Here is a 20,490-nt window from a genome sequence, read left to right on the forward strand (position 1 = left end):
GGAAAGTTCAGGGAACCGGGTCATAACCACTGCCACCCCAGGGGTGACAGCGCCCGATGCGTTTCATCGCCAGAAAGCCGCCCTTGCAGGCGCCATGCTTTCTCACCGCCTCGATCGCGTAACTGGAACAGGTCGGCACATAGCGACACCGTGGTGCCAGCCATGGGCTGATGGCCAGTTGATAAAAACGGATCAGGAGGATGAGGAGGCGCGACATCGTGCCAGTTTAGCAAAGAGTGTAGACAAGGCGATGACAGCTTCTGCTCTGTCAGCGCGTGAAAAAGCCAGTTTGGCACGGACAATGTAGTCCTGTGCCGGCAAGCTTGCCTGATTCAGGCGAAACCACTCGCGCACGGTACGCTTGATGTAGTTGCGGCGTACCGCCCGTTTGTGGACTTTTCTGCCCACCACCAGGCCAACCCGGGCATGGCCCAGATCGTTGGGACGGGCATATACCTGAAACAAAGCCGTGCTGCGCGCTTGCCGCAAACTAAAAACGGATGAAAATTCATCCGTTTTTAATAGCCGGTGCACACGGCGAAAGCGATAAGTCATTACTGAACTTATACGGCCAGACGCTTGCGACCCTTGGCGCGACGGGCGGCGATAACGGCGCGGCCACCGCGGGTCTTCATGCGAACGAGGAAGCCGTGAGTGCGCTTGCGACGGGTAGTGGAAGGCTGGTAAGTACGCTTCATGATAAAGAATTCCTGTTTCGAAACGGAAATAAACGCGTGATTTCACAAGAAAAACCGCCGCTTGTCAATGGCAAATTTTTAGCACACCTGTGGATAACTTTGCCGAAAACCGTTAGAATGTCGAAACTTAACGCACCCCACCCCCTGCGTAATTATTAAACGAAGCCGCCCGCCCAAGGGCAGCACGCGCGACAGGGGGATGGTGCAAGCCACTTGCCATGCATGAACACATGCCAGGGCTGCACCCGCGCCAGACACTATCGTCCGGCCATCCCACAGGGTGACAACCATGGCTCCTCCCGCCGCAACGCATATCGTCAACGGCGGGTTTTTGCTTTTACTTGCGTGTACTTAATGACCGAACTGGATCAATTCTGGCCTGCCTGCCTCGCGCGCCTTGAGGCCGAACTGTCTTCACAGCAGTTCAATACCTGGATCAAGCCGCTGGCAGCCGAAGCCAACGATGAAGGCATTGCGCTGTTTGCCCCCAACCGCTTCATCATGCAGTTCATCAAGGACCGTTTCCTTGGCCGCATCGAAGAACTGGCGGTAGAACTGGTGGGCGAAGCCCCGGTCGAGCTGCGCCTGGGCGCACCCAGCAACAAACCACTGGCCGTGCCGGTAACCGTAGGCAGTGGTGAGCGCAAACCCGCCCCCGCACCTGCCGCCAACAGCATTCCCAGCCAGGCCAAGCAAGCGGCAGTAAAAGCCATTGGCGGCAGCCACGAAAGCACCCGGCTCAACCCCTCCTTCACCTTTGATACGCTGGTAACGGGTAAGGGCAACCAGCTGGCACGCGCTGCCGCGATGCAGATTGCCGAGAATCCGGGCGACCAGGCTTACAACCCGCTGTTTGTCTACGGTGGCGTGGGCCTGGGTAAGACCCACTTGATTCAGGCCATTGGCAACCACGTGTTCCAGAAGAACCCGCAAGCCAAGATCCGCTACATCCACGCCGAACGCTATGTGGCCGACATCATGCGCGCCTACCAGCACAAAGCGTTTGACGAATTCAAGCGCTACTACCACTCGCTGGATTTGCTGCTGATTGACGACATCCAGTTTTTTGCCGGCAAAAACCGCACCCAGGAAGAATTCTTCTACGCCTTCAACGCACTGATCGAGGGCGGCAAGCAAGTCATCATGACCTGCGACACCTACCCCAAGCAGATAGAAGGCATGGAAGAGCGGCTGATTTCGCGCTTCTCCTGGGGCCTGACGGTGGAAATCCAGCCGCCGGAGCTGGAAATGCGCGTGGCCATTCTGATGAAAAAAGCCGAAGCCGACAGCATCAAGCTGGATCACCCGGTGGCTTTCTTCATTGCCCAGAACGTGCGCTCCAATGTGCGCGAACTGGAAGGCGCGCTCAAACGCGTGGTGGCCTATGCCCGCTTCACCAACCAGAGCATCTCGCTGGACCTGGTAAAAGAAGCGCTGAAGGACATCCTGGCCGCCGGCAACCGCCAGGTCACCGTGGACGCCATCCAGAAAACCGTGGCCGAGTACTACAAGATCAAGCTGTCCGACATGCACAGCAAAAAGCGCAGCCGTGACATTGCCCGGCCGCGTCAGGTAGCGATGGCACTGGCCAAGGAGCTGACCCAGCTCTCGCTGCCCAATATCGGCGACGCCTTTGGCGGCCGCGACCACACCACCGTGCTGCATGCCTGCAAGACCATTGCCGAAATGCGCAGTAATGACGCCGATATGGCGCACGATTACGATACGCTGCTATCCATGCTGCGTAACTGATATGTTGATTCAACCGATAACTGACTCTGGACACATTCGGGAGCCCGAAACATGCTGATCCTGCAAGCCGAACGCGATGCCCTTCTCAAGCCCCTGCTGGCCGTGACCGGTATTGTCGAACGCCGCCACACCCTGCCGATTCTTTCCAATGTCCTGATTGAAAAGAAGGGCGGACAGGTAGGCTTCCTGGCCACCGATCTGGAAATCCAGATCACCACCGCCAGCGCCGACGAACTGCCGGGCGAAGACTTCCGCCTGACCACCTCGGCCAAAAAGCTGCAGGACATCCTGCGCGCCATCCCGGACAAGGCCACGGTCACGCTGGAACAGCTGGACGGCCGCCTGACACTGAAAGCCGGCAAAAGCCGCTTCAACCTGCAAACCCTGCCGGCAGAAGACTTCCCGCTGCTGTCGGTGGGCAGCGCCAGCGAATCCAGCTTCAGCCTGAGCCAGCGCGAACTCAAACGCCTGATCTCCCAGGTGCAATTTGCCATGGCCGTGCAGGACATCCGTTACTACCTTAACGGCCTGTTGATGCAAACCGACGGCAACCAGGTAAAACTGATTGCCACCGACGGCCACCGGCTGGCCTTTGCCAGCGCCGACGTGGAAGCCACCCTGCCCAAGGCCGAAGTCATCCTGCCGCGCAAAACCATCCTGGAGCTGTACAAACTGCTGCAGGACAGCGACGACGAAATCAACATCGAAGTGCTGGCCAACCAGGTGCGCTTCAGCTTTGGCTCCACCGTCATCATCAGCAAGGTTGTCGACGGCAAGTTCCCCGACTACAACCGCGTGATTCCGCTGGATAACGACAAGATCTTCCTGATCGAACGCCTTACCTTCCTGCACGCGCTGCAACGCGCCGCCATTCTGGCCAACGAAAAATTCCGTGGCGTGCGACTGGTACTGGCAGCGGGTAAAATGTCCATTTTGTGCACCAACAGCGAACAGGAAGAAGCAGAAGAAGAACTGGAAATCGCCTATCAGGGCGGCGACCTGGAAATCGGCTTCAACATCAACTACCTGCTGGACGTACTGACCAATCTGCCGGCCGACACACTGCAAATGGCGTTTGGCGATGCCAACCGCAGCACGCTGGTTACCATTCCGGACTACAGCAACTTCAAGTACATCGTGATGCCGATGCGCATCTGATCAGCAAAAGCACAGTCAGAAGTGACTGCTGCCACAGGCAGCAGTTTTCGAGATTTTGAGTATAAGCGGCAAAGGGCGGTACAGCGCGGACGAGGACATCCTCCTCCGCCCCCTCCCCCACTGCAGGAAAGAAGCGGATGAGCGAACAGGAATACGGCGCGGATAGCATTAAAGTCCTCAAGGGTCTGGATGCGGTACGCAAACGCCCCGGCATGTACATTGGCGACACCTCGGACGGCACCGGTCTGCACCACATGGTGTTCGAAGTGCTGGACAACGCCATTGACGAAGCCCTGGCCGGCCATGCCGACACCATCAAGGTCATCATCAACCCCGACAACTCCATCACCGTATCGGACAACGGCCGGGGCATCCCCACCGACATCCACCCGGAAGAAGGACGTTCGGCGGCCGAAGTGATCATGACCATCCTGCACGCCGGCGGCAAATTCGACAGCAACAGCTACAAGATCTCCGGCGGCCTGCACGGCGTGGGTGTGTCCGTGGTAAATGCGCTGTCCGATTGGCTGAAGCTGAAGATCTGGCGTGATGGCAAGGTGCACGAAATGGAATTCCGCCGTGGCGACGCCGTGGCCCCGCTCACCGTCACCGGCCATAGCAACCACCGCGGCACCGAAGTCACCTTCCGCGCCAGCGAAGAAACCTTCGGCCTGGTGGAATTTCACTTCGACATCCTGGCCAAGCGCATCCGCGAACTGTCCTTCCTCAACCAGGGCGTAGGCATCAACCTGCTGGACAAGCGCAGCGGCAAGGAAGAAAACTTCGCCTTCTCCGGCGGCGTAGCCGGCTTTGTGGAATACATGAACCGCAACAAGACCGTGCTGCACCCCAAGGTGTTCCACGGCATTGGCGAAAAAGACGGCATGACGGTGGAAGTGGCCATGCAATGGAACGACTCCTACCAGGAAAGCGTCCAGTGCTTCACCAACAACATCCCGCAGCGTGACGGCGGCACCCACATGACCGCGCTGCGTCAGGTGATGACCCGCACGCTCAACCAGTACATCGAAGAACACGAAGTAGCCAAAAAGGCCAAGGTGGACACCACCGGCGACGACATGCGCGAAGGTCTTACCTGCGTACTGTCCGTCAAGCTGCCCGACCCCAAGTTCTCCAGCCAGACCAAGGACAAGCTGGTATCCGGCGAAATCGGCCCGGTGGTCAACGAAGTCATCAGCGAAGCGCTGAAAAGCTATCTGCTGGAAAACCCCAACGACGCCAAAACCATCTGCGGCAAGATCGTGGATGCCGCCCGCGCCCGTGAAGCCGCGCGCAAGGCCCGCGAAATCACCCGCCGCAAAGGCATCATGGACGGCCTGGGCCTGCCCGGCAAACTGGCCGACTGCCAGGAAAAAGACCCCAAGCTGTGCGAACTCTACCTGGTCGAGGGTGACTCCGCCGGCGGCTCCGCCAAACAAGGCCGTGACCGCAAATTCCAGGCCATCCTGCCGCTAAAGGGCAAGATCCTCAACGTGGAACGCGCCCGTTTCGACAAGATGCTGCAAAGCCAGGAAGTGGCCACCCTGATTACCGCCATGGGCTGCGGCATTGGCAAGGACGAATACAACCCGGACAAACTGCGCTACCACCGCATCATCATCATGACTGACGCCGACGTCGACGGCGCACACATCCGCACCCTGCTGCTCACCTTCTTCTACCGCCAGATGCACGAACTGGTAGAACGCGGCCACATCTACATCGCCCAGCCGCCGCTGTACAAGGCCAAGCACGGCAAGCAAGAGCGCTACCTGAAGGACGACTACGAACTTAACCAGTACCTGCTGCAACTGGCACTGGAAAAAGCCGAACTCGTCCCCGGCACCGATGCCGCCCCGCTGGCCGGCGACACCCTGGCCGAAGTAGCCCGCCAGTTCCTGCTGGCCCGCGCCGTGATCGAACGCGAAAGCCGCGTCATCGACCCGCTGGTGCTGGAAGCCATGCTCAAGTCCGGCCGCCTGTCACTGGAAAGCGAACAAGCCTCCAACGACACCATCGCCCGCCTGCGCGCGCTGGTGCCTGCGGAAGCCATCACGCTGGACCTGCTGCACGACGAAAAAAACGACGGCCACCTGATCAAGATCACCCGCAAACTGCACGGCAACGTGCTGGTAACCGTACTGGACCAGGACTTCCTGGAAACCGGCGACTACGCGGAACTCGCCAAAACCGGCGACCTGCTCAGCGGCCTGCTGCGTGACGGTGCCAGCGTACGCCGCGGCGAAACCGTGAAACCGATCAGCGAATTTGGCCAGGCACTGGACTGGCTGCTGGCCGAAGTGAAAAAGGGCATGAACATCCAGCGCTACAAAGGCCTGGGCGAAATGAACCCGGAACAACTGTGGGAAACCACCATGGACCCGAACGTGCGCCGCCTGCTGAAGGTACGCATCGAGGACGTGATGGGTGCCGACGACGTGTTCACCACCCTGATGGGCGACGACGTAGAACCCCGCCGCGCCTTTATCGAAGGCAATGCCCTGATTGCGCGGAATATTGATGTGTGATTTTAGATCGTTTGTACACACCATCAACTGTAAAGAAAACCACCATCTACGGTGGTTTTCTTTTATTAAATCAATGAAATATTGAATTAAATCCCGGCAAGATGAATTACATTCAAACAAGATATTATGGAAGCAAAAGAAAGCATTTATCTTGGCTTCGAGAAAATATTACTGATCTTAAACCAGGGATAATTCTAGATGGATTAGGTGGTACGGGATCAGTTTCCTTTCTGCTAAATGAATTAAACTGGAATGTAACCTATAACGATATTTTTCTTTTCAATACAATATCGGCCAAGGCATTATTTAATTCTGACATATCACAAATTGATATAGATAAACTTTGCCAATTCATTGAAAGCATAAAGCCAAAACACAGATTCGTTACTAAGGCATTTGACAATATTTTCTTTTTACGCGAAGAAAATATGTGGATTGATGGACTAATGCATCAAATTGAAGAGCTTGAGGAAGTTCATAAAAATATTATCCTGCACTGTTTATTTCAGTCTTGCATAAGAAAGAGGCCGTACAACTTATTTCATCGAGCCAACTTAGAAATGCGAGTCAACTCCACAAGCAAGAATTTTGGAAATAAAACTACTTGGGACAGATCATTTCCTCATCACATCAAACAATTGTTAAATGAATTAATTCCATTCGTAAAATACATGTCTGGGAAAAATAAAATAACTATAAACGAAAGTACATCAGCCAGTGAAATTAGGAAAAATTTTGACAGCGTCTACTTAGACCCTCCTTACTTTAAAGCAAAAAAAACAACTGAAACATATTTACAACGCTATCATTTTCTCGAGGGATTGGCTCAATATAGTCAATGGCGGAAAATGATAGATACCACTTCAAAAATTAAAATAATCAGAGATACCAACACTAAAGAATGGAATAAGAAGGAAGATTTCTTCATAAATATACAAGATGTCATCAACAACATCAGCCCGAATAGGCTAATACTATCTTACATATCAAACGAATTTCCAAACCCGGATGAAATAACAGATTTTCTACTGAATTCATTCAAAAAAGTATCCATAAAAACGAAACCATTTTCAGCATCACTTTCAAAAAAAATGCACGACGAACTATTATTTATTTGCGAGGCGTAAATGTTCAACAAGTCATTAAAAATAAGTTTACCTGCAGCAATTGTTCTCGCCCTAATTTTATTAGTTTTATGCTTTACATATCTAATAGCAATTAATACAGATAAAGCATTTTTTGACAAGGAAGGCCCACTATGGGTGATCATAGCCGGTCTAATTCCCGGGCTTACTGTTGCTCTGTTTCAATTATGTCTTAGTTGGTATGAGTACGCTACTGTTTCCAAGATTAAATCATTAAAAATTCGGGATGTTATTTCAACAAGAGACAGTAAAAAATATTATCGTGAATTAATTGATTCGTCCCAGAATACATTAATTGTTTATGGTGTTACTGGCTCCCGCTTCGTTCAGGATTTTGGCGATTTAGAGTCCAGAAATGAAGAAGGAAAATGTTTATTAAAGGCTCTAGATAGAAAAGTTACTGTTAAGATTCTTGTTGCCTCATGTGACTATCTAGAAAATGCTGAGGATAAACATAAGTTCAGCATTGCTGCTAACCATTTTGAAAAACTAACTAAGAAGTGGTCTAATATTGAAGTTCGTTATTTCAAGCACACACCAAATACAAATTTATTTGTCTCTGACAGCGAAGTAATTATTGGCCACGTATTTCCTAAAATAAGAAGTAAAGACACACCATCACTGCACGTCTCCCTCGATAGTATTCTTGCTCAAACCTACATTGAGCACTTTAATAATGAATGGGAGGGCGCTGAGGTATTTGGCAATGCTTAAAATATTAGCACCAGCAAGAGTTCATTTATCACTCATTGACATGAGCGAATCGGGATATAGGAAAAATGGCAGCATTGGATTTGCCATTTCTAGGAAAAATATTCTTCTAATAGCGAAAAAATCAATTGACACCAAATTGGATAAAATTGCCGTCAAAATTAATGAGCAGAATACCCTGGAGCAATTGAAGCTAATTATCAGAAATACTATTCAAAAATTTAATCTTAAATACAGCATTGAGATTGAACATATTGAAATTCCTTATCAGCATATGGGATTTGGTTCTGGCACATCACTCCGTTTATCTGTATTAGAAGCACTTTTCATATTGAATGATTATTTTCCAAGTAAAATTGAGCTTATGCAAGCGTCTGGAAGGGGAGGGGCATCTGGAATTGGCATTAACACCTACTTCAATGGTGGATTCGTATTTGATTTAGGCGTAAAAAAAAATAACGAAATTAAATTTCAGTCATCTGACGAAATTATTTACCCAGAAGAATTGCCCATTGTTTTAAAAAGAATAAATATGCCAATGTGGAACATGGCTATCCTTGTACCCAATGATGTGAGCCCAATAACACTAGAGAATGAGCGGTTATTTTTCTCAAAGAATACTCCACAAAGTCAAGATGACGTAAATGAAATAACGTACCATGCACTATTTGGAACGACGGCCTCAATTATTGATAACGATTATAATTATTTTTGCAAGTCAATTAACTCAATACAACAATGTAGTTGGAAAAAGGCTGAAGTTGCATTGCATGGTGACTCATTAGGTAAGTATATCCACTATCTGAAAGATATCATTTCATGTGATGCGATTGCTATGTCAAGCTTTGGTCCTAATTTGTTGATTATTGATCAAAACATAGAAGAAAAATGTCAATTAATTAAAGAGAAATTCCCAGATTCAGACATTTTCTTAACGTCGCCAGATAACCATGGGAGAGTTATAGAGCATGCGTGAATTAATTTTTTTTACGTCCAATATTACAAAATTAGCTCATTTTCGACATTTAGCAAAAAAATACGGCATTGTAGTTAACGGATTTAAAGAAAAAACATATAGAGCCAGCTACGATGAGCCGATAATTGATGATCGTAGCGAATTGCTACGCTTGAGTTATTTGAGTGCCTTAAAAAAGTGGAATTTGAGCAAACACGGGAATAGCAATAAATTATTTTTCTTTGAAGATACATCTGTAAGAATTGATGCGCTGAGTTCAAAAAGTGAAGAACCAGGTGTAAATGTTAAATATTGGATGAAAGGAATGACATTTGAACTTCTTGACCAAATATTAAAATCACATGGCAATAATAGAAAGGTATCAGTCCGCTCAGATATCGTACTGCACATTCCTGAACACTGGAAAGAGGCATTGAAACTAGATGCTGAATATATATGGGTTTATGGCACTGTTGAAGGGACTATTACAGAGAACGAATTTAATATAAATACCAATATGGTATATCCTTGGCTTGATTCAAAGACATTTAACAGATGGTTTATTCCATTAGGCGCGGATGCACCTTTGAGCATGCTACCCATCGCAGAAGCTGACCAATATGATTTTCGCGCTATTGCATTTAATAAAATTGCAATGGAATTAGAAAAAATGGGGGTGTTAACCCAGGGATCTGAAGAAAATCAATATCGCCATCAGATGGAACTTGACAACATATTTGAAATACCGTGTGTTTTTGTTATATGTGGCCCATCTTGTGCTGGAAAAACTACGCTTGCACAATGGCTAACTGATGAGAATCATATCCCACACATTGAAGCTAGTGACTTCATGTACAAAGCATTTTGGGAGCGCCATGGTCTACGATCATCTGTAAAAATAGGTGATTTTGCAGAGAGCGCATTAAAAACTGAGAAAGATATTGTATCAGGTCAAATTGCAAAACATATTCTTGAAAAAGAATATCCCATTTCAATTATTACAGGATTCCGATCCCCCGATGAAATAAAAATATTAGAATCATCTCTGGGATCAAGCTACCATATAAAAACAATATACCTAGAAGCAGAATATACTATTCGCTTAGAAAGAGCACTACTAAGAAGCAGAGATAATGTAGATGAACTTAAATTTCAGTACCGAGACTCTCAAGAAGAGCGTATGGGAATCAAGGGAATTTGTACTGAAAATAATACTATAATTTTTAAAAATGAAGCCAGCTTCAATGAACTGATCGATGAAATTAAGAAAGAAGCTTCATTTGAAATAATAGTCACCCCACCCAAGCTGCGCCTAAACATTACGACAACCTTAGAGCAATATATCCTACTCACCCTACTCTCATGCAATGAGAGCGATCTTTGGTCTACAACCACAGAGATCGCAGCGCTTATTAATAATAAATTTCAGATCGCTAAATCAAAAAACAATGTGAGCAGGTATTTTAACCAAGGCTATCATCCTTACTATGAGGTCAGAATCAGAGATGGGAAAAAATCTCTAGAATACCGACTCTCTGCAACAGGAAAGAGTGAGGCAAAACGTATTAAGCTTTCCTTTACAGATAAGCAGGAAGCAGACTCGGCTAGTCAAAAATTTAACTACCAGCAAATGAAATTCAATTTTTAACTAAAGAAGAATCTACTCACACTAGGTTATAAATTGAATTAGAAGTATGAAGCTCTCAACAAATTCTGTTACAAGGCAGCAACAGGCTGTGGACAGGGACGCTGAGTGCGTCGGCCAGTCGTGTCAGGTTGTCCAGCGAGATATTGCGGGCTTGCCGCTCGACGTGGGCAACGAAGGTGCGATGCAGGCCTGCTTCCAAAGCAAGTGCCTCTTGTGACATGCCTTTCTCCCGGCGCAAACGGATGAGGTTTGCAGCCAGTTGCGCGCGCACCAGGCGGGCGGAGGAGTCGGGAGCGGAGGTATCTGTCATGCAGGCCAGTTTTAGGGCGTGCTGCTTTTAAGTCAGCCGCTTTTACGTCACAATCTGGCACATTCATGTTAACTAGGTGCTGGGCGTGACCAAAGCTGAGTCCTGCATTGTCGACTATCCAGTAATGCCATCCTTGCCAAGCCTTATCTGGCTTTGCAGGGTTCAGCCTTGCCTCCCACCCCTATCCCAACCGATAATCGCCTCGTGCCGTTCAATAGCGGCACCGGGATTGGCGTCCCGACCCCACTTTGGCGGACTGCTACGTGCACACGTACCAGTCCTCGCACCATTGCTTTGCCTTTTTCCATGGCAGGCCTTGGTGGGAGCTCTCACGAGCGCCGGGTTCAAGGTGACCGGTAACGCCAATCCTGCCATGTGCCTGCCACCCCCGATTGGCGTCGGAGGTGGCGATGATGTACATCACCTTGGAGGATTTGTCATGAGCAGTACTCCGCAACCACCACCGTCCCGGCCCCATTCCTTATCCCATCCTGATTCCGAGTTTGCTGCTTTTCTGCGCCAGGTCTGCCTGCCGCTGGGCCGTTTGCATGTTGGCCTGAATAATCTGCAACTGGCACTGGGCCCAGAGCAGGACCCGCGGGTAGAAGTACGCTGGCAACAGCTGTTAAATCTGTGCCGCCAACTGGAAGCCAGGCTGGATCGGGTGGAGACCGACCTGAACGGCAGTCTGCAGACCCTTGCCCAGTTGCTGGGCATGCTGGGCGATAAACGCAGTCCGCCGTTGTCCACCGAAGATGTTTACCGCATTTTGTCGCTTACCCACCAGCAATTACGCCGCGCCAGCGCAGAGCTGTATTTGCGTTAGCCCTGGCCACCCGGCAAGGCGGGCCGTGCGAACCTGACAGAGGCTGGCAGCGGGCAAACCGATGGTAAATCTGCCCCTCATCCCGCTGCGGGCAGTTGCAGTTAACAGTGGGGGCATACCGCACAGCGCTGGTCAGCACGGCATTCCGCAATAATGACATTTGTTTATTTTCATTATTTAACAGAGTATTACGCACCCAATATCTTGCCTTACCATAATTTAACAATTATTGTCGCATGGTAATAATTGTTAAGAGCCATCAAGCCATGCTTTTCTTCAGGCAAAGTGAAACAGCAAAGCCAGTCATTGGCTTTTCCTCCAGGGAAACCGTGGCCAGCAAGCTATGCCGGGTGCTGGTTTTTTGTCTGGATTTCCTGATCGAAAAAATGTGCGGCATCGGCATGCTGTGCCTGTTGATCGTCCTGATCTTGGGCTTTGGCTTTATCTGGAAGTAGGTTCACCCTGCACGTCCCTGCCTGCCACGCGGCAGATTCCACCTTTTCCGTTCGTTGTTTTCTCCGGCAGACCTTGTGGCCACGATGGCCATTTCATGCAATATGACTTCATTTCAGCAGCACGGCGGGCTTTCATCATGCGCCCTGCGATGGCCTGACATTATTTGGTCTGTTGGCAAATTGCTTATCTCCCCTTCCCTGTCGTGTCTGGCTGATATTTTTTAGCTATTGAATGAATTGAAAATATCAATTCATTCAGCATGGTTTTAATTTCTCCGATTTGATCTGTCGCAAATCTGCAGGAATCAATCTGCTGCATTGTTGCAGCAATTAAAAACCACATTCATATCAATGCTTTGTTTTATTCAATATGGCGTTGTTTTTCCCAGTGAAAAACTGCCAGGGGATTCTGCTGCCATTTAATAAGCTACTGCAGATTAAATATTCGCTACCGCGAATAGATATTGTTTAAGAACAGCATTGCACACCGCCTGATTATTTTTACATTTTGGAATTGAATTTTTAACGCCAACGGAGAAAACAATGCGCTACTTGCAATATATTGGTCTGGCTCTTCCCTTGATGATGGCAATTTCGGCTACGGCGGCACCCAGCATTCAAAGCGAGCCGATTCAGCCACTGTCCAAACCGCTGATTAAGAATCCGGCCATGGTGGAGTTGGGCAAGAAGCTGTTTTTTGAACCACGCTTGTCCAAGTCCGGCTTTATTTCATGTAATTCCTGCCACAACCTGGCCACTGGCGGCAGCGACAACCTGACTTCCTCGATTGGGGATCACTGGCAACAAGGGCCGATTCGTTCGCCCACCGTGCTTAATTCCAGCCTGAATGTGGCGCAGTTTTGGGATGGTCGCGCCAAATCCCTGCAAGAACAGGCCAGCGGCCCGATTGCCAACCCCAAGGAAATGGCATCCAACCATGTGTTGGCGCTGGATGTGCTGCGCTCGATCCCGGCCTATGTAAACGAGTTTGACAAGGTATTCGGCCACAAGCAGATCTCCATGCAGGAAGTTACCCGGGCGATTGCTGCGTTTGAGGAAACCCTGGTGACGCCGGATTCGCGCTTTGACCAATGGCTGAAGGGCAACAAGAAGGCACTGAACACCCAGGAGCTGCGCGGCTATCAAACCTTCAAGACTGCAGGCTGCGTGGCTTGTCACAATGGCCCGGCAGTGGGGGGGAATTCCTTCCAGAAGATGGGCCTGGTAGCGCCGTATCAAACCAGTAACCCGGCTCAGGGCCGGGCTGGCGTAACCGGCAAGGATGCCGACCGCATGGCGTTCAAGGTGCCGTCGCTACGTAATGTGGCGCTGCGTGCGCCTTACTTCCATGACGCTGGCGCGCCTACGCTGGAAGCCGCTGTCACCACCATGGGCCAGTTGCAGCTGGGGCGCAGCTTCAGTCAGCAGGAGGTAGGCGATATCGTGGCCTTCCTGCATACGCTGACCGGCCAGCAGCCGCGTATTGTATTGCCGATTTTGCCAGCCTCCAGCAACAATACGCCGCGCCCGACGCCGTTCAACTAAAGCTTGCCCTGTTTCTGAAAACACCAAGGCCCGCGTAATGCGGGCCTGTTGGTTTTATTGCGGATGAAGTTGCACTCAGTTGAGTGCTACCAGCTGGCCATTACGGAAGGCGTAGACGCTGATGGGCGAGTTTTTCAGGTCGTGCTTGTCGTCAAAGGCATAGCTGCCGGCCACGCCCTGGTAGGAGAAGGCCGCCAGTACCGGCTTGTACTTTTTCGGGTCGGTGGAGTTGGCCTTCTGCATGGCCTTGGCCAGCAGGATCAGGCCATCGTACATGGATGCGGCATAGGTCAGCGGTTCGCTGTTAAAACGCTTCTTGTAGGCGGCATTGAAGGTTTTGCCGACATTGCTCTGCTCCAGCACCGGGCCACCCTGCGGGCAATATACTTTGTCGTCCACGGCCTTGCCGCCCAGTTTCAGCATTTCTTCGTTGCAGATGCCATCGCCGCCCAACAGGTAGTTGTCCATGCCCAGCTGGGCCATTTGTTTGCGCAGCGGGCCGCCTTGGGCGTGGTAACCGGCGTAGAACACGCCATCCACTTTCAGGCCTTTTATCTTGGTAAGGATGGCGGTGAATTCCGTGGCCTTGTCATTGGTGTATTCACGGGTGGCAATCTGGATGCCATTGGCCTTGGCGGCCTTTTCAAATTCGTCGGCCAGTCCCTGGCCATAGGCGGTGCGGTCGTCGATGACGGCAAACTTTTTTACCTTGAGGTTTTTGGCGGCAAAGGTGGCCATGCGGGTGCCGGACTGGCTGTCGGTATTGCCGATGCGGAACACATAGGGGTAGCCGTTAAGGGTGACACGGGGATTGGACGCCACGGTGGCCATCACGATTTGTGCGTCGTTGAGCAGCTTGGAAATGGGAATGGCCACGCCGGAGTTGTACGGCCCCAGCACGGCACTGACATTGGCATCGACAAATCGCTGGGCCACGCTCATGCCCGTGCGCGGGTCGGCGCTATCGTCTTCGGACATCAGCTCGAAGCGGGTTTTCTTGCCCGCAATTACCAGGCCCTGGGCGTTGATGTAGTCCAGCGCCATGCGCGCACCATTTTCATCGTCCTTGCCCGTGGCGGCTTGCGGGCCGGTAAGCGGGCCGGTAAGGCCAATCTTGACCACTTGCTCATCCGCAGCAAAAGCCGGAACAGACAGCGTACAGGCAGTAGCCAGCAGCAGGCTGCAGTACAGGGGTTTCATGGTAACGGTCACGGCTTTCTCCTGATTTGGCATGACGCGGCATTACCGCGGGGAATGCTTCGAGTGTTTAACATTTCTGCCAGCATGGTTTTGCCCTGTGCGACAGCAGCATCGCTGCAGGCGACCATGCCCCGCCGGTATGGCATCCACGGGCAAGGGACTTTGCCATGCCGGTGTAAAAGAATAGCAACACATAAGAAATTACTGATTCAAGGCAAGGGCAGTGTTTTTCTTCTACCGGAAAATGGCAGTCTGCCGCGACTATCCGCTACCTGGCAAACAGGCAACACGCTCTGGGCTGCTGCACTTGCCATCTCCATTAAATGTTATTGGCATTTATCCTTTCTTGTAAAAATAAAGGCATAAAGTAAGTCGTTATTGGACTAAGTACAGTTGCTGTAACGTTTTAGTATTCAATATGCTCTTGTTCTGTATTGAACCGGTAGTGACAACTTGTCTTCATTTTGGGGGTTACGATGACCATCACGAAAAAATTGTTGCTGACTTTATCGATTGCACTGGCCGGCATGCTGCTGGTGGGTGGCTATGCCATCAGCGCACTGCACGCCGGGCAACAGCGCTTTGTCTATGTGCAGAACAACACCCTTCCCGACCTGAAAACCATGCAGGGTACTTTGCGGGCCGTGGCGGACATTCGCGCCAACACCCTGCGCCACGTGCTGGCGGCCACGGCAGAACAGAAAGCCACCGCAGAAAGCAATCTGGCCGAGGCCGACCAGCGCTTTGACAGATTGATGAATGAGTATCACATCAATGACAGCGCCAGCGCCGAAGATAGCCAGTTACTGGAGGCTGACAAGGCGATGATGGCGCAGTACCGCGAAGGGCGCAGCCGGATCCTCGCCCTGTCGCGCAACAACCAGACCGAGCAGGCCACGGCCATCATCAACAATGAATTTGCCAAGACGGCAGCCCTGCTGATGACTGCCGTGGAGGACCATGCCAGGTTCAATCACCGCCAGGCCGCGCTGCTGGTGCAGGAAAACAACCGAACCTACCAGCAGGTTTTTGCGGTGGCAGTGGGGCTGATGGCACTGGCGCTGCTGGTAAGCGGTGTCATGGGCTGGCTGCTGTACCGCAATATCAGCCGGGGCCTGAGCCAGATCGAACACACCATAGAGGCAGTCAGCGAGCAGCGTGATTTCCGCCTGCGTGCCCAAAGCAACAGCCAGGATGAAATCGGCCGTACCGCCACGGCGTTCAACCGCATGCTGGAAGGTTTGCAACAGGCCATGCGCCAGCTGGCCGACGGTGCGCGCCAGGTAAAGACTGCCTCGCAGGAGCTGTCGCAAACCGCTGGCGAGGTATCCATGGCATCCGGTGCGCAGAGTGAGGCATCCGCCAATATTGCCGCCACCATCGAACAGATGACAGTCAGCATCAATCATGTGGCTGCACAGTCGGTAGAACAGAGCGATGGTGCCAAATCAGCCCAGACACTGGTGCAGGACAGCAGCAGCATCATCGAGCAGACCATCAAGGACATCCACCAGATTTCACAGGTGGTAACGCTATCGGCCAGCAGCATTCACGAAATGGAAGCGCACAGCGGCGAGGTGGCTACGGTCATCAACGTAATCCGCGATATCGCCGACCAAACCAATTTGCTGGCACTGAACGCCGCCATTGAAGCCGCCCGCGCCGGTGAGCAGGGGCGTGGCTTTGCCGTGGTGGCCGACGAAGTACGCAAGCTGGCGGAACGCACAAGCAAATCAACCCAGGAAATCTCATCCACCATCGAAGCCATGCTGGGCAATGCCAGCCATGCAACCACGCAGATGCAAAAAGCGGAAGAGCTGGTAAAGGTGGGGGTAAACCGTGCCGATCAGGCCGCCGTTGCCATGCGGCACATTGGCGAGCTGGCCGGGGCTGCGGTACAGGGGAGTGATGCCGTGGCTGCTGCCATCCAGCAGCAGGGTGAGGCCAGCAACAATATAGCTGCCATGGTGGAACGCACGGCACAGGCATCGGAAGAAGCCAGTGCAGCGGCCCAGAACACGGCACTGAATGCTGCGCAACTGGATGCGCTGGCCAGGATGCAAAGCGATATTCTGGATCGCTACCAGGTTTGATAAGCACTACCGGTGCCGCTGTCGGCACCTGCTCTGGCAACAGATCCGCTCCCTCTGCCATCCAGGCAGGGGGATCAGGCTTTGGTGTTGATCATCGAACCGAGGGTGCTGCCCTGATTGGCCGGCTGGTCGGCTGCCGGTGCCGTGGCAGACGGGGTGCTGGAGGGCGTCTGACGGTTGGTGCTGTTGGTCTTGGGGGTATAGCTGTTGTAGCTGCTGACGGGCGAAATCGGCATGGCCATTGCGGTGGACTCCGGTGAAAGACTAAGTGCGGTTACGGTTGTATCCCGGCACAAACCAGCAAGGTCGGCAGGGTCTTGCCCCGATACAGCAATTTTGATGCCAGACCAAATTGCGGCAAAATTCCTCTTGTTTATCCTGGCTTTACAGTTCTTTACGCCCTTTTTTTCCGCCTGGAGGCAATCTTTGCCGCCATCCGGCAAGGCTGTATTCCCGGCCCCGCGCATGCAGCCAGGATACTGGCCGCGTCCGCCCCTTGCCGCCAGCTGGTTTTTCCCTACCGGGCTTTAATGTTGCCCGCAGCGCGGCCACCCCGTCCTCGCTGATGCTCCGCCCGTTTTCCGGGAATATTTTCAGGAAAATCAATCACTCTTCCAGATCGGACTTCTCGTGTAGAGGGCAACGAACTGCTGTCATGTCGAACCCGGCAGCCCCGGCGCTGTTAGCCCGGCCACGCCTTACCTTTACCGGAGAAGCCACATGCACGCCCCAGCCCGATTTTCTTCCGCAAAATGGCAGCCCCGCTGCCAGCGGACCACCCGGCATCAGCCTGTTACCCGGCGCGGCCAGACCGACATCACGACCACGCAGCTAGCGAAGGAAGCGCTGACGGCAAAGGCCCTGGATAGCCTTATTCCAGAGCATCAGATGCACCGGCCTGCCTGTCATGTCGTGGTAAAAATCACTCCGGCAGTGGGCTGCTGAGGCAGGAAACAATCATGGGAAACGACATGCCGCTCAAGGTAAATGGCCAGCGTTTGTGGGATAGCCTGATCGCCATGGACGAAATGGGGGAAAGCAGACCGGCGCTGTCTGCCGAGGATTTTGCCGCCCGCGCCCTGTTTGCCGACTGGTGCCATCAGGCCGGGATGAGCCTGGATGCCGATGCCATCGGCAACTTGTATGCGCGCCGGGCCGGACACGACAAGGACGCCAGCCCGGTGGTGATGGGCAGCCATCTGGATACCCGCCCTGGCGGTAGCTGTTTTGACGGCAGCTATGGCGTACTGGCCGCACTGGAGGTGGTACGCAGCCTGAACGATGCCGACATCACCACAACCAGACCGCTGGAAATTGCCGTATGGATCAACCAGGCCGGCGAGCGCTTTGCACCGGCCATGCTGGGCTCGGCCACCTTTTGTGGCGATGTGCCGCTGCTGCAGGCGCTGACAACCGAAGACGGGCGTGGCATCAGCGTGGCCACCGCGCTGTCCGGCCATGGCGGCGACCTGCCGCTGGGACGCCCCTTTGCCGCCTATTTTGAAGCCCACATCGAACAGGGGCCGGTGCTGGAACAGGCCGGTCTGCCCATCGGCATCGTGACCGGTGGCCAGGCCATCTGCTGGCTGGATGTGGAAGTGAACGGCAGTACAGCCCATGCCGGCACCACACCGATGGCACTGCGACGGGATGCGCTGCTGGGAGCCAGCGCCATGATAGGCCAGCTGGAAAAGCTGGCCACAGAACACCAGCCACACGGATTGGTCACGGTGGGGCAACTGCTGATTACCGCGGCAGCACGCAATACCATTCCGGGGCAGGTGCGCTTTACCGTGGATCTGCGTCACCCGCTGGATGTGCAGATCACCGCCATGGAACAACAAACCCGCCAGCTATTACAGCAGGTGGCGGCACAACGCGGGCTGGATGTCAGCATACGGCGGCACTGGTTCAGCATGGCCACGCCGTTTGACAGCGGCTGCATTGCCGCCGTGCGCCAGGCGGTAACGGCGCTGGCTTACCCGCACCAGGACATTGTCAGCGGTGCGGGCCACGATGCAATGAACCTGGCACGGCACTGCCCCAGCACCATGATCTTCATCCCCTGCCGCAAAAACCCTGCTCAGCACCAGGCCGAGTACGCAACACCGGACGATGTCCACATGGGTGCCGATGTCCTGCTGGGCGCGGTACTGGCACAGGCCGACAGCTAGGCCGATTGGGAAGCTGTCCCGTCCGGGGCCAGCTGTACCTGATTGCGCCCCTGCTGTTTGGCGTGATACAGCATGCGGTCGCAGCAGGCCAGCAAGTCGGTTGCCTGCAGCAGACCCTGCAGGCTGGAGAGGGCGGCGCCCAGGCTGATGGTAAGGTGCCCCAGCCCGTCAGGCCGGTAGTGGTGTTCTACTTCGAGCGCCACCACCTGCTGCTGTACGCGCTGGGCAATGTGCAGCAGCTCATCCCGGCTGCCGGTTTGCAACAGGATGGCAAACTCCTCGCCGCCATAGCGGAAAGCCCGGGCCTGGCCACTGCGCAGGCAGCTGACCATGGCACTGGCGACATCGGCCAGGATATGGTCCCCCGCCGGATGACCGTAATGGTCGTTGTAAGGCTTGAAGTAATCGATATCCACCAGCAGCAGGGCAAAAGGGCGGCCATGCTGCTGTGCCTGCAGCCAGAACTCTTCCAGCTGCAAATCAAAGGCGCGGCGATTCCCCACCCGGGTCAGGGCATCGGTAGAAGCCAGCATCTGCAGCCGCTGATTGAGGGTGGACAGTTCGTGCTTGCGCCGACGCTGCTCCTGCGACGCGTAAAACGCCAGCCGCACACTGGTGGTGGTGCTCCAGCTCATGAACAGGCAGAACAGCAACACCGGCAGGTAGACCAGCGAAAACACCAGCAAAGGCTTGCTGTCCTGCGGGTTCATCAGCGCCACATTGCCCATGATGGCCACGGAAATGGCCAGCGAGCTGACCACAGCACCCTTGAACGATACCCTGACTCCCAGATTGGCAAATACGATGAAGATCAGCGATGCATACAGGAAGGTCGGTACATCAGGCGAATGGCTGCGCTTGAGCAGCTCGAACCAGGACAGGGTGGCAATCAGGTCGTGCACCGGCATCAGCTGATCCATCAGCAGAATGTTGCGGCTGCGGCCGAATACCAGCCAGATATCCACCATGGCCACCAGCAACAGGCCGCTGCGCACCAGCAGCGAAACACCTGCCATATCGGGTATCAGCAGGGCATCGGCCAGTACATAGGAAAAGAAAGCCAGTGCGGCAATGATATTGGTCAGCAACAGAAAGGGCCGGTGCTGGCGCAGGATGTAATGCTCGAATTCCGGCCACAGGGACTGCGGAATGCGCACTCGCCAGCGAAAGCGGACAGCAGCAAGCAATTTGGAGGCGGCATTCATGACAGGAGCCCGGGCGGCCAGCGGTAGGGCCAACCTTGAAAAGACAGCGGCCAGTTTAGGACAAGCCCCCTGCCCCGTCTAGGCAAA

18 protein-coding genes are annotated in these 20,490 nt (G+C 53.0%); 11 read left to right on the forward strand and 7 right to left on the reverse strand.

All coding sequences use genetic code 11. The annotated features are described in order from the left end of the window. Window positions 1-7: 7 nt before the first annotated feature. Genes yidD through rpmH form a run of 3 tightly spaced genes read right to left on the reverse strand, consistent with a single transcriptional unit; the run spans window position 8 to window position 698 of the window. Complete coding sequence (gene yidD, locus GSR16_RS19685) at window positions 8-217, reverse strand: membrane protein insertion efficiency factor YidD (RefSeq protein WP_045848138.1); 210 nt, start codon at window positions 215-217, stop codon at window positions 8-10. Further along, the gene (rnpA, locus tag GSR16_RS19690) at window positions 193-555 is read right to left on the reverse strand and encodes a ribonuclease P protein component (RefSeq protein ID WP_159880382.1); all 363 of its coding nucleotides are present in this window, start codon (window positions 553-555) and stop codon (window positions 193-195) included. Before rnpA ends, yidD begins: the two co-directional genes overlap by 25 nt. Window positions 556-563: 8 nt before the next feature. After that, on the reverse strand, window positions 564-698 hold the full coding sequence (gene rpmH, locus GSR16_RS19695) for a 50S ribosomal protein L34 (protein ID WP_011137953.1): 135 nt from the start codon (window positions 696-698) through the stop codon (window positions 564-566). Between the two features lie 354 nt (window positions 699-1,052). Between rpmH and dnaA the strand changes: the two genes are divergently transcribed. The 7 genes from dnaA (at window position 1,053) to GSR16_RS19730 (ending at window position 10,595) form a co-directional block, all read left to right on the forward strand. Further along, window positions 1,053-2,450 carry a chromosomal replication initiator protein DnaA gene (gene dnaA, locus GSR16_RS19700; protein WP_159880384.1) on the forward strand — a complete coding sequence of 466 codons (1,398 nt, stop codon included), beginning with the start codon at window positions 1,053-1,055 and terminating at the stop codon, window positions 2,448-2,450. A 51-nt stretch (window positions 2,451-2,501) separates the two neighbouring features. Further along, window positions 2,502-3,608: a DNA polymerase III subunit beta gene (gene dnaN, locus GSR16_RS19705; protein WP_159880386.1), complete on the forward strand. Its 1,107-nt coding sequence runs from the start codon at window positions 2,502-2,504 to the stop codon at window positions 3,606-3,608. A gap of 137 nt (window positions 3,609-3,745) precedes the next feature. Beyond that, on the forward strand, window positions 3,746-6,136 hold the full coding sequence (gene gyrB, locus GSR16_RS19710) for a DNA topoisomerase (ATP-hydrolyzing) subunit B (RefSeq protein ID WP_159880388.1): 2,391 nt from the start codon (window positions 3,746-3,748) through the stop codon (window positions 6,134-6,136). A 101-nt stretch (window positions 6,137-6,237) separates the two neighbouring features. After that, complete coding sequence (locus tag GSR16_RS19715; RefSeq protein ID WP_159880390.1) at window positions 6,238-7,263, forward strand: DNA adenine methylase; 1,026 nt, start codon at window positions 6,238-6,240, stop codon at window positions 7,261-7,263. Beyond that, window positions 7,264-7,995 (forward strand): phospholipase D-like domain-containing protein, encoded by a 732-nt coding sequence (locus tag GSR16_RS19720; protein WP_159880392.1) that lies wholly within the window; start codon window positions 7,264-7,266, stop codon window positions 7,993-7,995. Beyond that, on the forward strand, window positions 7,988-8,968 hold the full coding sequence (locus tag GSR16_RS19725; RefSeq protein WP_159880394.1) for a beta-ribofuranosylaminobenzene 5'-phosphate synthase family protein: 981 nt from the start codon (window positions 7,988-7,990) through the stop codon (window positions 8,966-8,968). Before GSR16_RS19720 ends, GSR16_RS19725 begins: the two co-directional genes overlap by 8 nt. Next, entirely contained in the window at window positions 8,961-10,595 is a 1,635-nt protein-coding gene (locus GSR16_RS19730; protein WP_159880396.1) for a non-canonical purine NTP pyrophosphatase, read from the forward strand. The genes GSR16_RS19725 and GSR16_RS19730 overlap by 8 nt, the downstream gene beginning before the upstream one ends. Before the next feature lie 55 nt (window positions 10,596-10,650). Here GSR16_RS19730 and GSR16_RS19735 read toward each other — a convergent pair whose 3' ends face one another. Further along, complete coding sequence (locus GSR16_RS19735; protein ID WP_159880398.1) at window positions 10,651-10,905, reverse strand: helix-turn-helix domain-containing protein; 255 nt, start codon at window positions 10,903-10,905, stop codon at window positions 10,651-10,653. Window positions 10,906-11,344: 439 nt separating this feature from the next. On the opposite strand from GSR16_RS19735, the gene GSR16_RS19740 reads away from it, so the two are divergent. After that, window positions 11,345-11,731, forward strand: a complete 387-nt coding sequence (locus GSR16_RS19740; RefSeq protein WP_159880400.1) for a hypothetical protein — start codon at window positions 11,345-11,347, stop codon at window positions 11,729-11,731. A gap of 998 nt (window positions 11,732-12,729) precedes the next feature. Continuing rightward, window positions 12,730-13,731 (forward strand): cytochrome-c peroxidase, encoded by a 1,002-nt coding sequence (locus GSR16_RS19745; protein ID WP_159880402.1) that lies wholly within the window; start codon window positions 12,730-12,732, stop codon window positions 13,729-13,731. 75 nt (window positions 13,732-13,806) lie between these two features. Here the strand turns inward: GSR16_RS19745 and GSR16_RS19750 are convergent, their stop codons facing one another. Beyond that, complete coding sequence (locus tag GSR16_RS19750; protein ID WP_240902548.1) at window positions 13,807-14,943, reverse strand: branched-chain amino acid ABC transporter substrate-binding protein; 1,137 nt, start codon at window positions 14,941-14,943, stop codon at window positions 13,807-13,809. Between the two features lie 464 nt (window positions 14,944-15,407). On the opposite strand from GSR16_RS19750, the gene GSR16_RS19755 reads away from it, so the two are divergent. Beyond that, a complete protein-coding gene (locus tag GSR16_RS19755) occupies window positions 15,408-17,024 on the forward strand; it encodes a methyl-accepting chemotaxis protein (RefSeq protein ID WP_159880404.1) in 1,617 nt (538 codons plus the stop codon). Window positions 17,025-17,098: 74 nt separating this feature from the next. Here the strand turns inward: GSR16_RS19755 and GSR16_RS19760 are convergent, their stop codons facing one another. Continuing rightward, window positions 17,099-17,266 (reverse strand): hypothetical protein, encoded by a 168-nt coding sequence (locus GSR16_RS19760; RefSeq protein ID WP_159880406.1) that lies wholly within the window; start codon window positions 17,264-17,266, stop codon window positions 17,099-17,101. Between the two features lie 717 nt (window positions 17,267-17,983). Between GSR16_RS19760 and GSR16_RS19765 the strand changes: the two genes are divergently transcribed. Further along, complete coding sequence (locus GSR16_RS19765) at window positions 17,984-19,198, forward strand: Zn-dependent hydrolase (RefSeq protein ID WP_205677467.1); 1,215 nt, start codon at window positions 17,984-17,986, stop codon at window positions 19,196-19,198. Here the strand turns inward: GSR16_RS19765 and GSR16_RS19770 are convergent. Further along, the gene (locus tag GSR16_RS19770) at window positions 19,195-20,403 is read right to left on the reverse strand and encodes a GGDEF domain-containing protein (RefSeq protein ID WP_159880407.1); all 1,209 of its coding nucleotides are present in this window, start codon (window positions 20,401-20,403) and stop codon (window positions 19,195-19,197) included. The genes GSR16_RS19765 and GSR16_RS19770 overlap by 4 nt on opposite strands. Window positions 20,404-20,490 lie beyond the last annotated feature (87 nt).

This window comes from Aquitalea denitrificans (assembly GCF_009856625.1).
Lineage (GTDB): Bacteria > Pseudomonadota > Gammaproteobacteria > Burkholderiales > Chromobacteriaceae > Aquitalea > Aquitalea denitrificans.

Excerpts from the sequence above, each read along its gene's own strand:
- yidD (WP_045848138.1), bottom strand. The coding sequence starts at position 217 with ATGTCGCGCCTCCTCATCCTCCTGATCCGTTTTTATCAACTGGCCATC.
- GSR16_RS19725 (WP_159880394.1), top strand. The coding sequence starts at position 7,988 with ATGCTTAAAATATTAGCACCAGCAAGAGTTCATTTATCACTCATTGAC.
- GSR16_RS19745 (WP_159880402.1), top strand. The coding sequence starts at position 12,730 with ATGCGCTACTTGCAATATATTGGTCTGGCTCTTCCCTTGATGATGGCA.
- GSR16_RS19765 (WP_205677467.1), top strand. The coding sequence starts at position 17,984 with ATGGGAAACGACATGCCGCTCAAGGTAAATGGCCAGCGTTTGTGGGAT.
- rpmH (WP_011137953.1), bottom strand. The coding sequence starts at position 698 with ATGAAGCGTACTTACCAGCCTTCCACTACCCGTCGCAAGCGCACTCAC.
- rnpA (WP_159880382.1), bottom strand. The coding sequence starts at position 555 with ATGACTTATCGCTTTCGCCGTGTGCACCGGCTATTAAAAACGGATGAA.
- GSR16_RS19735 (WP_159880398.1), bottom strand. The coding sequence starts at position 10,905 with ATGACAGATACCTCCGCTCCCGACTCCTCCGCCCGCCTGGTGCGCGCG.
- dnaA (WP_159880384.1), top strand. The coding sequence starts at position 1,053 with ATGACCGAACTGGATCAATTCTGGCCTGCCTGCCTCGCGCGCCTTGAG.
- GSR16_RS19720 (WP_159880392.1), top strand. The coding sequence starts at position 7,264 with ATGTTCAACAAGTCATTAAAAATAAGTTTACCTGCAGCAATTGTTCTC.
- GSR16_RS19760 (WP_159880406.1), bottom strand. The coding sequence starts at position 17,266 with ATGGCCATGCCGATTTCGCCCGTCAGCAGCTACAACAGCTATACCCCC.
- GSR16_RS19730 (WP_159880396.1), top strand. The coding sequence starts at position 8,961 with ATGCGTGAATTAATTTTTTTTACGTCCAATATTACAAAATTAGCTCAT.
- gyrB (WP_159880388.1), top strand. The coding sequence starts at position 3,746 with ATGAGCGAACAGGAATACGGCGCGGATAGCATTAAAGTCCTCAAGGGT.
- GSR16_RS19715 (WP_159880390.1), top strand. The coding sequence starts at position 6,238 with ATGAATTACATTCAAACAAGATATTATGGAAGCAAAAGAAAGCATTTA.
- GSR16_RS19770 (WP_159880407.1), bottom strand. The coding sequence starts at position 20,403 with ATGAATGCCGCCTCCAAATTGCTTGCTGCTGTCCGCTTTCGCTGGCGA.
- GSR16_RS19740 (WP_159880400.1), top strand. The coding sequence starts at position 11,345 with ATGAGCAGTACTCCGCAACCACCACCGTCCCGGCCCCATTCCTTATCC.
- dnaN (WP_159880386.1), top strand. The coding sequence starts at position 2,502 with ATGCTGATCCTGCAAGCCGAACGCGATGCCCTTCTCAAGCCCCTGCTG.
- GSR16_RS19755 (WP_159880404.1), top strand. The coding sequence starts at position 15,408 with ATGACCATCACGAAAAAATTGTTGCTGACTTTATCGATTGCACTGGCC.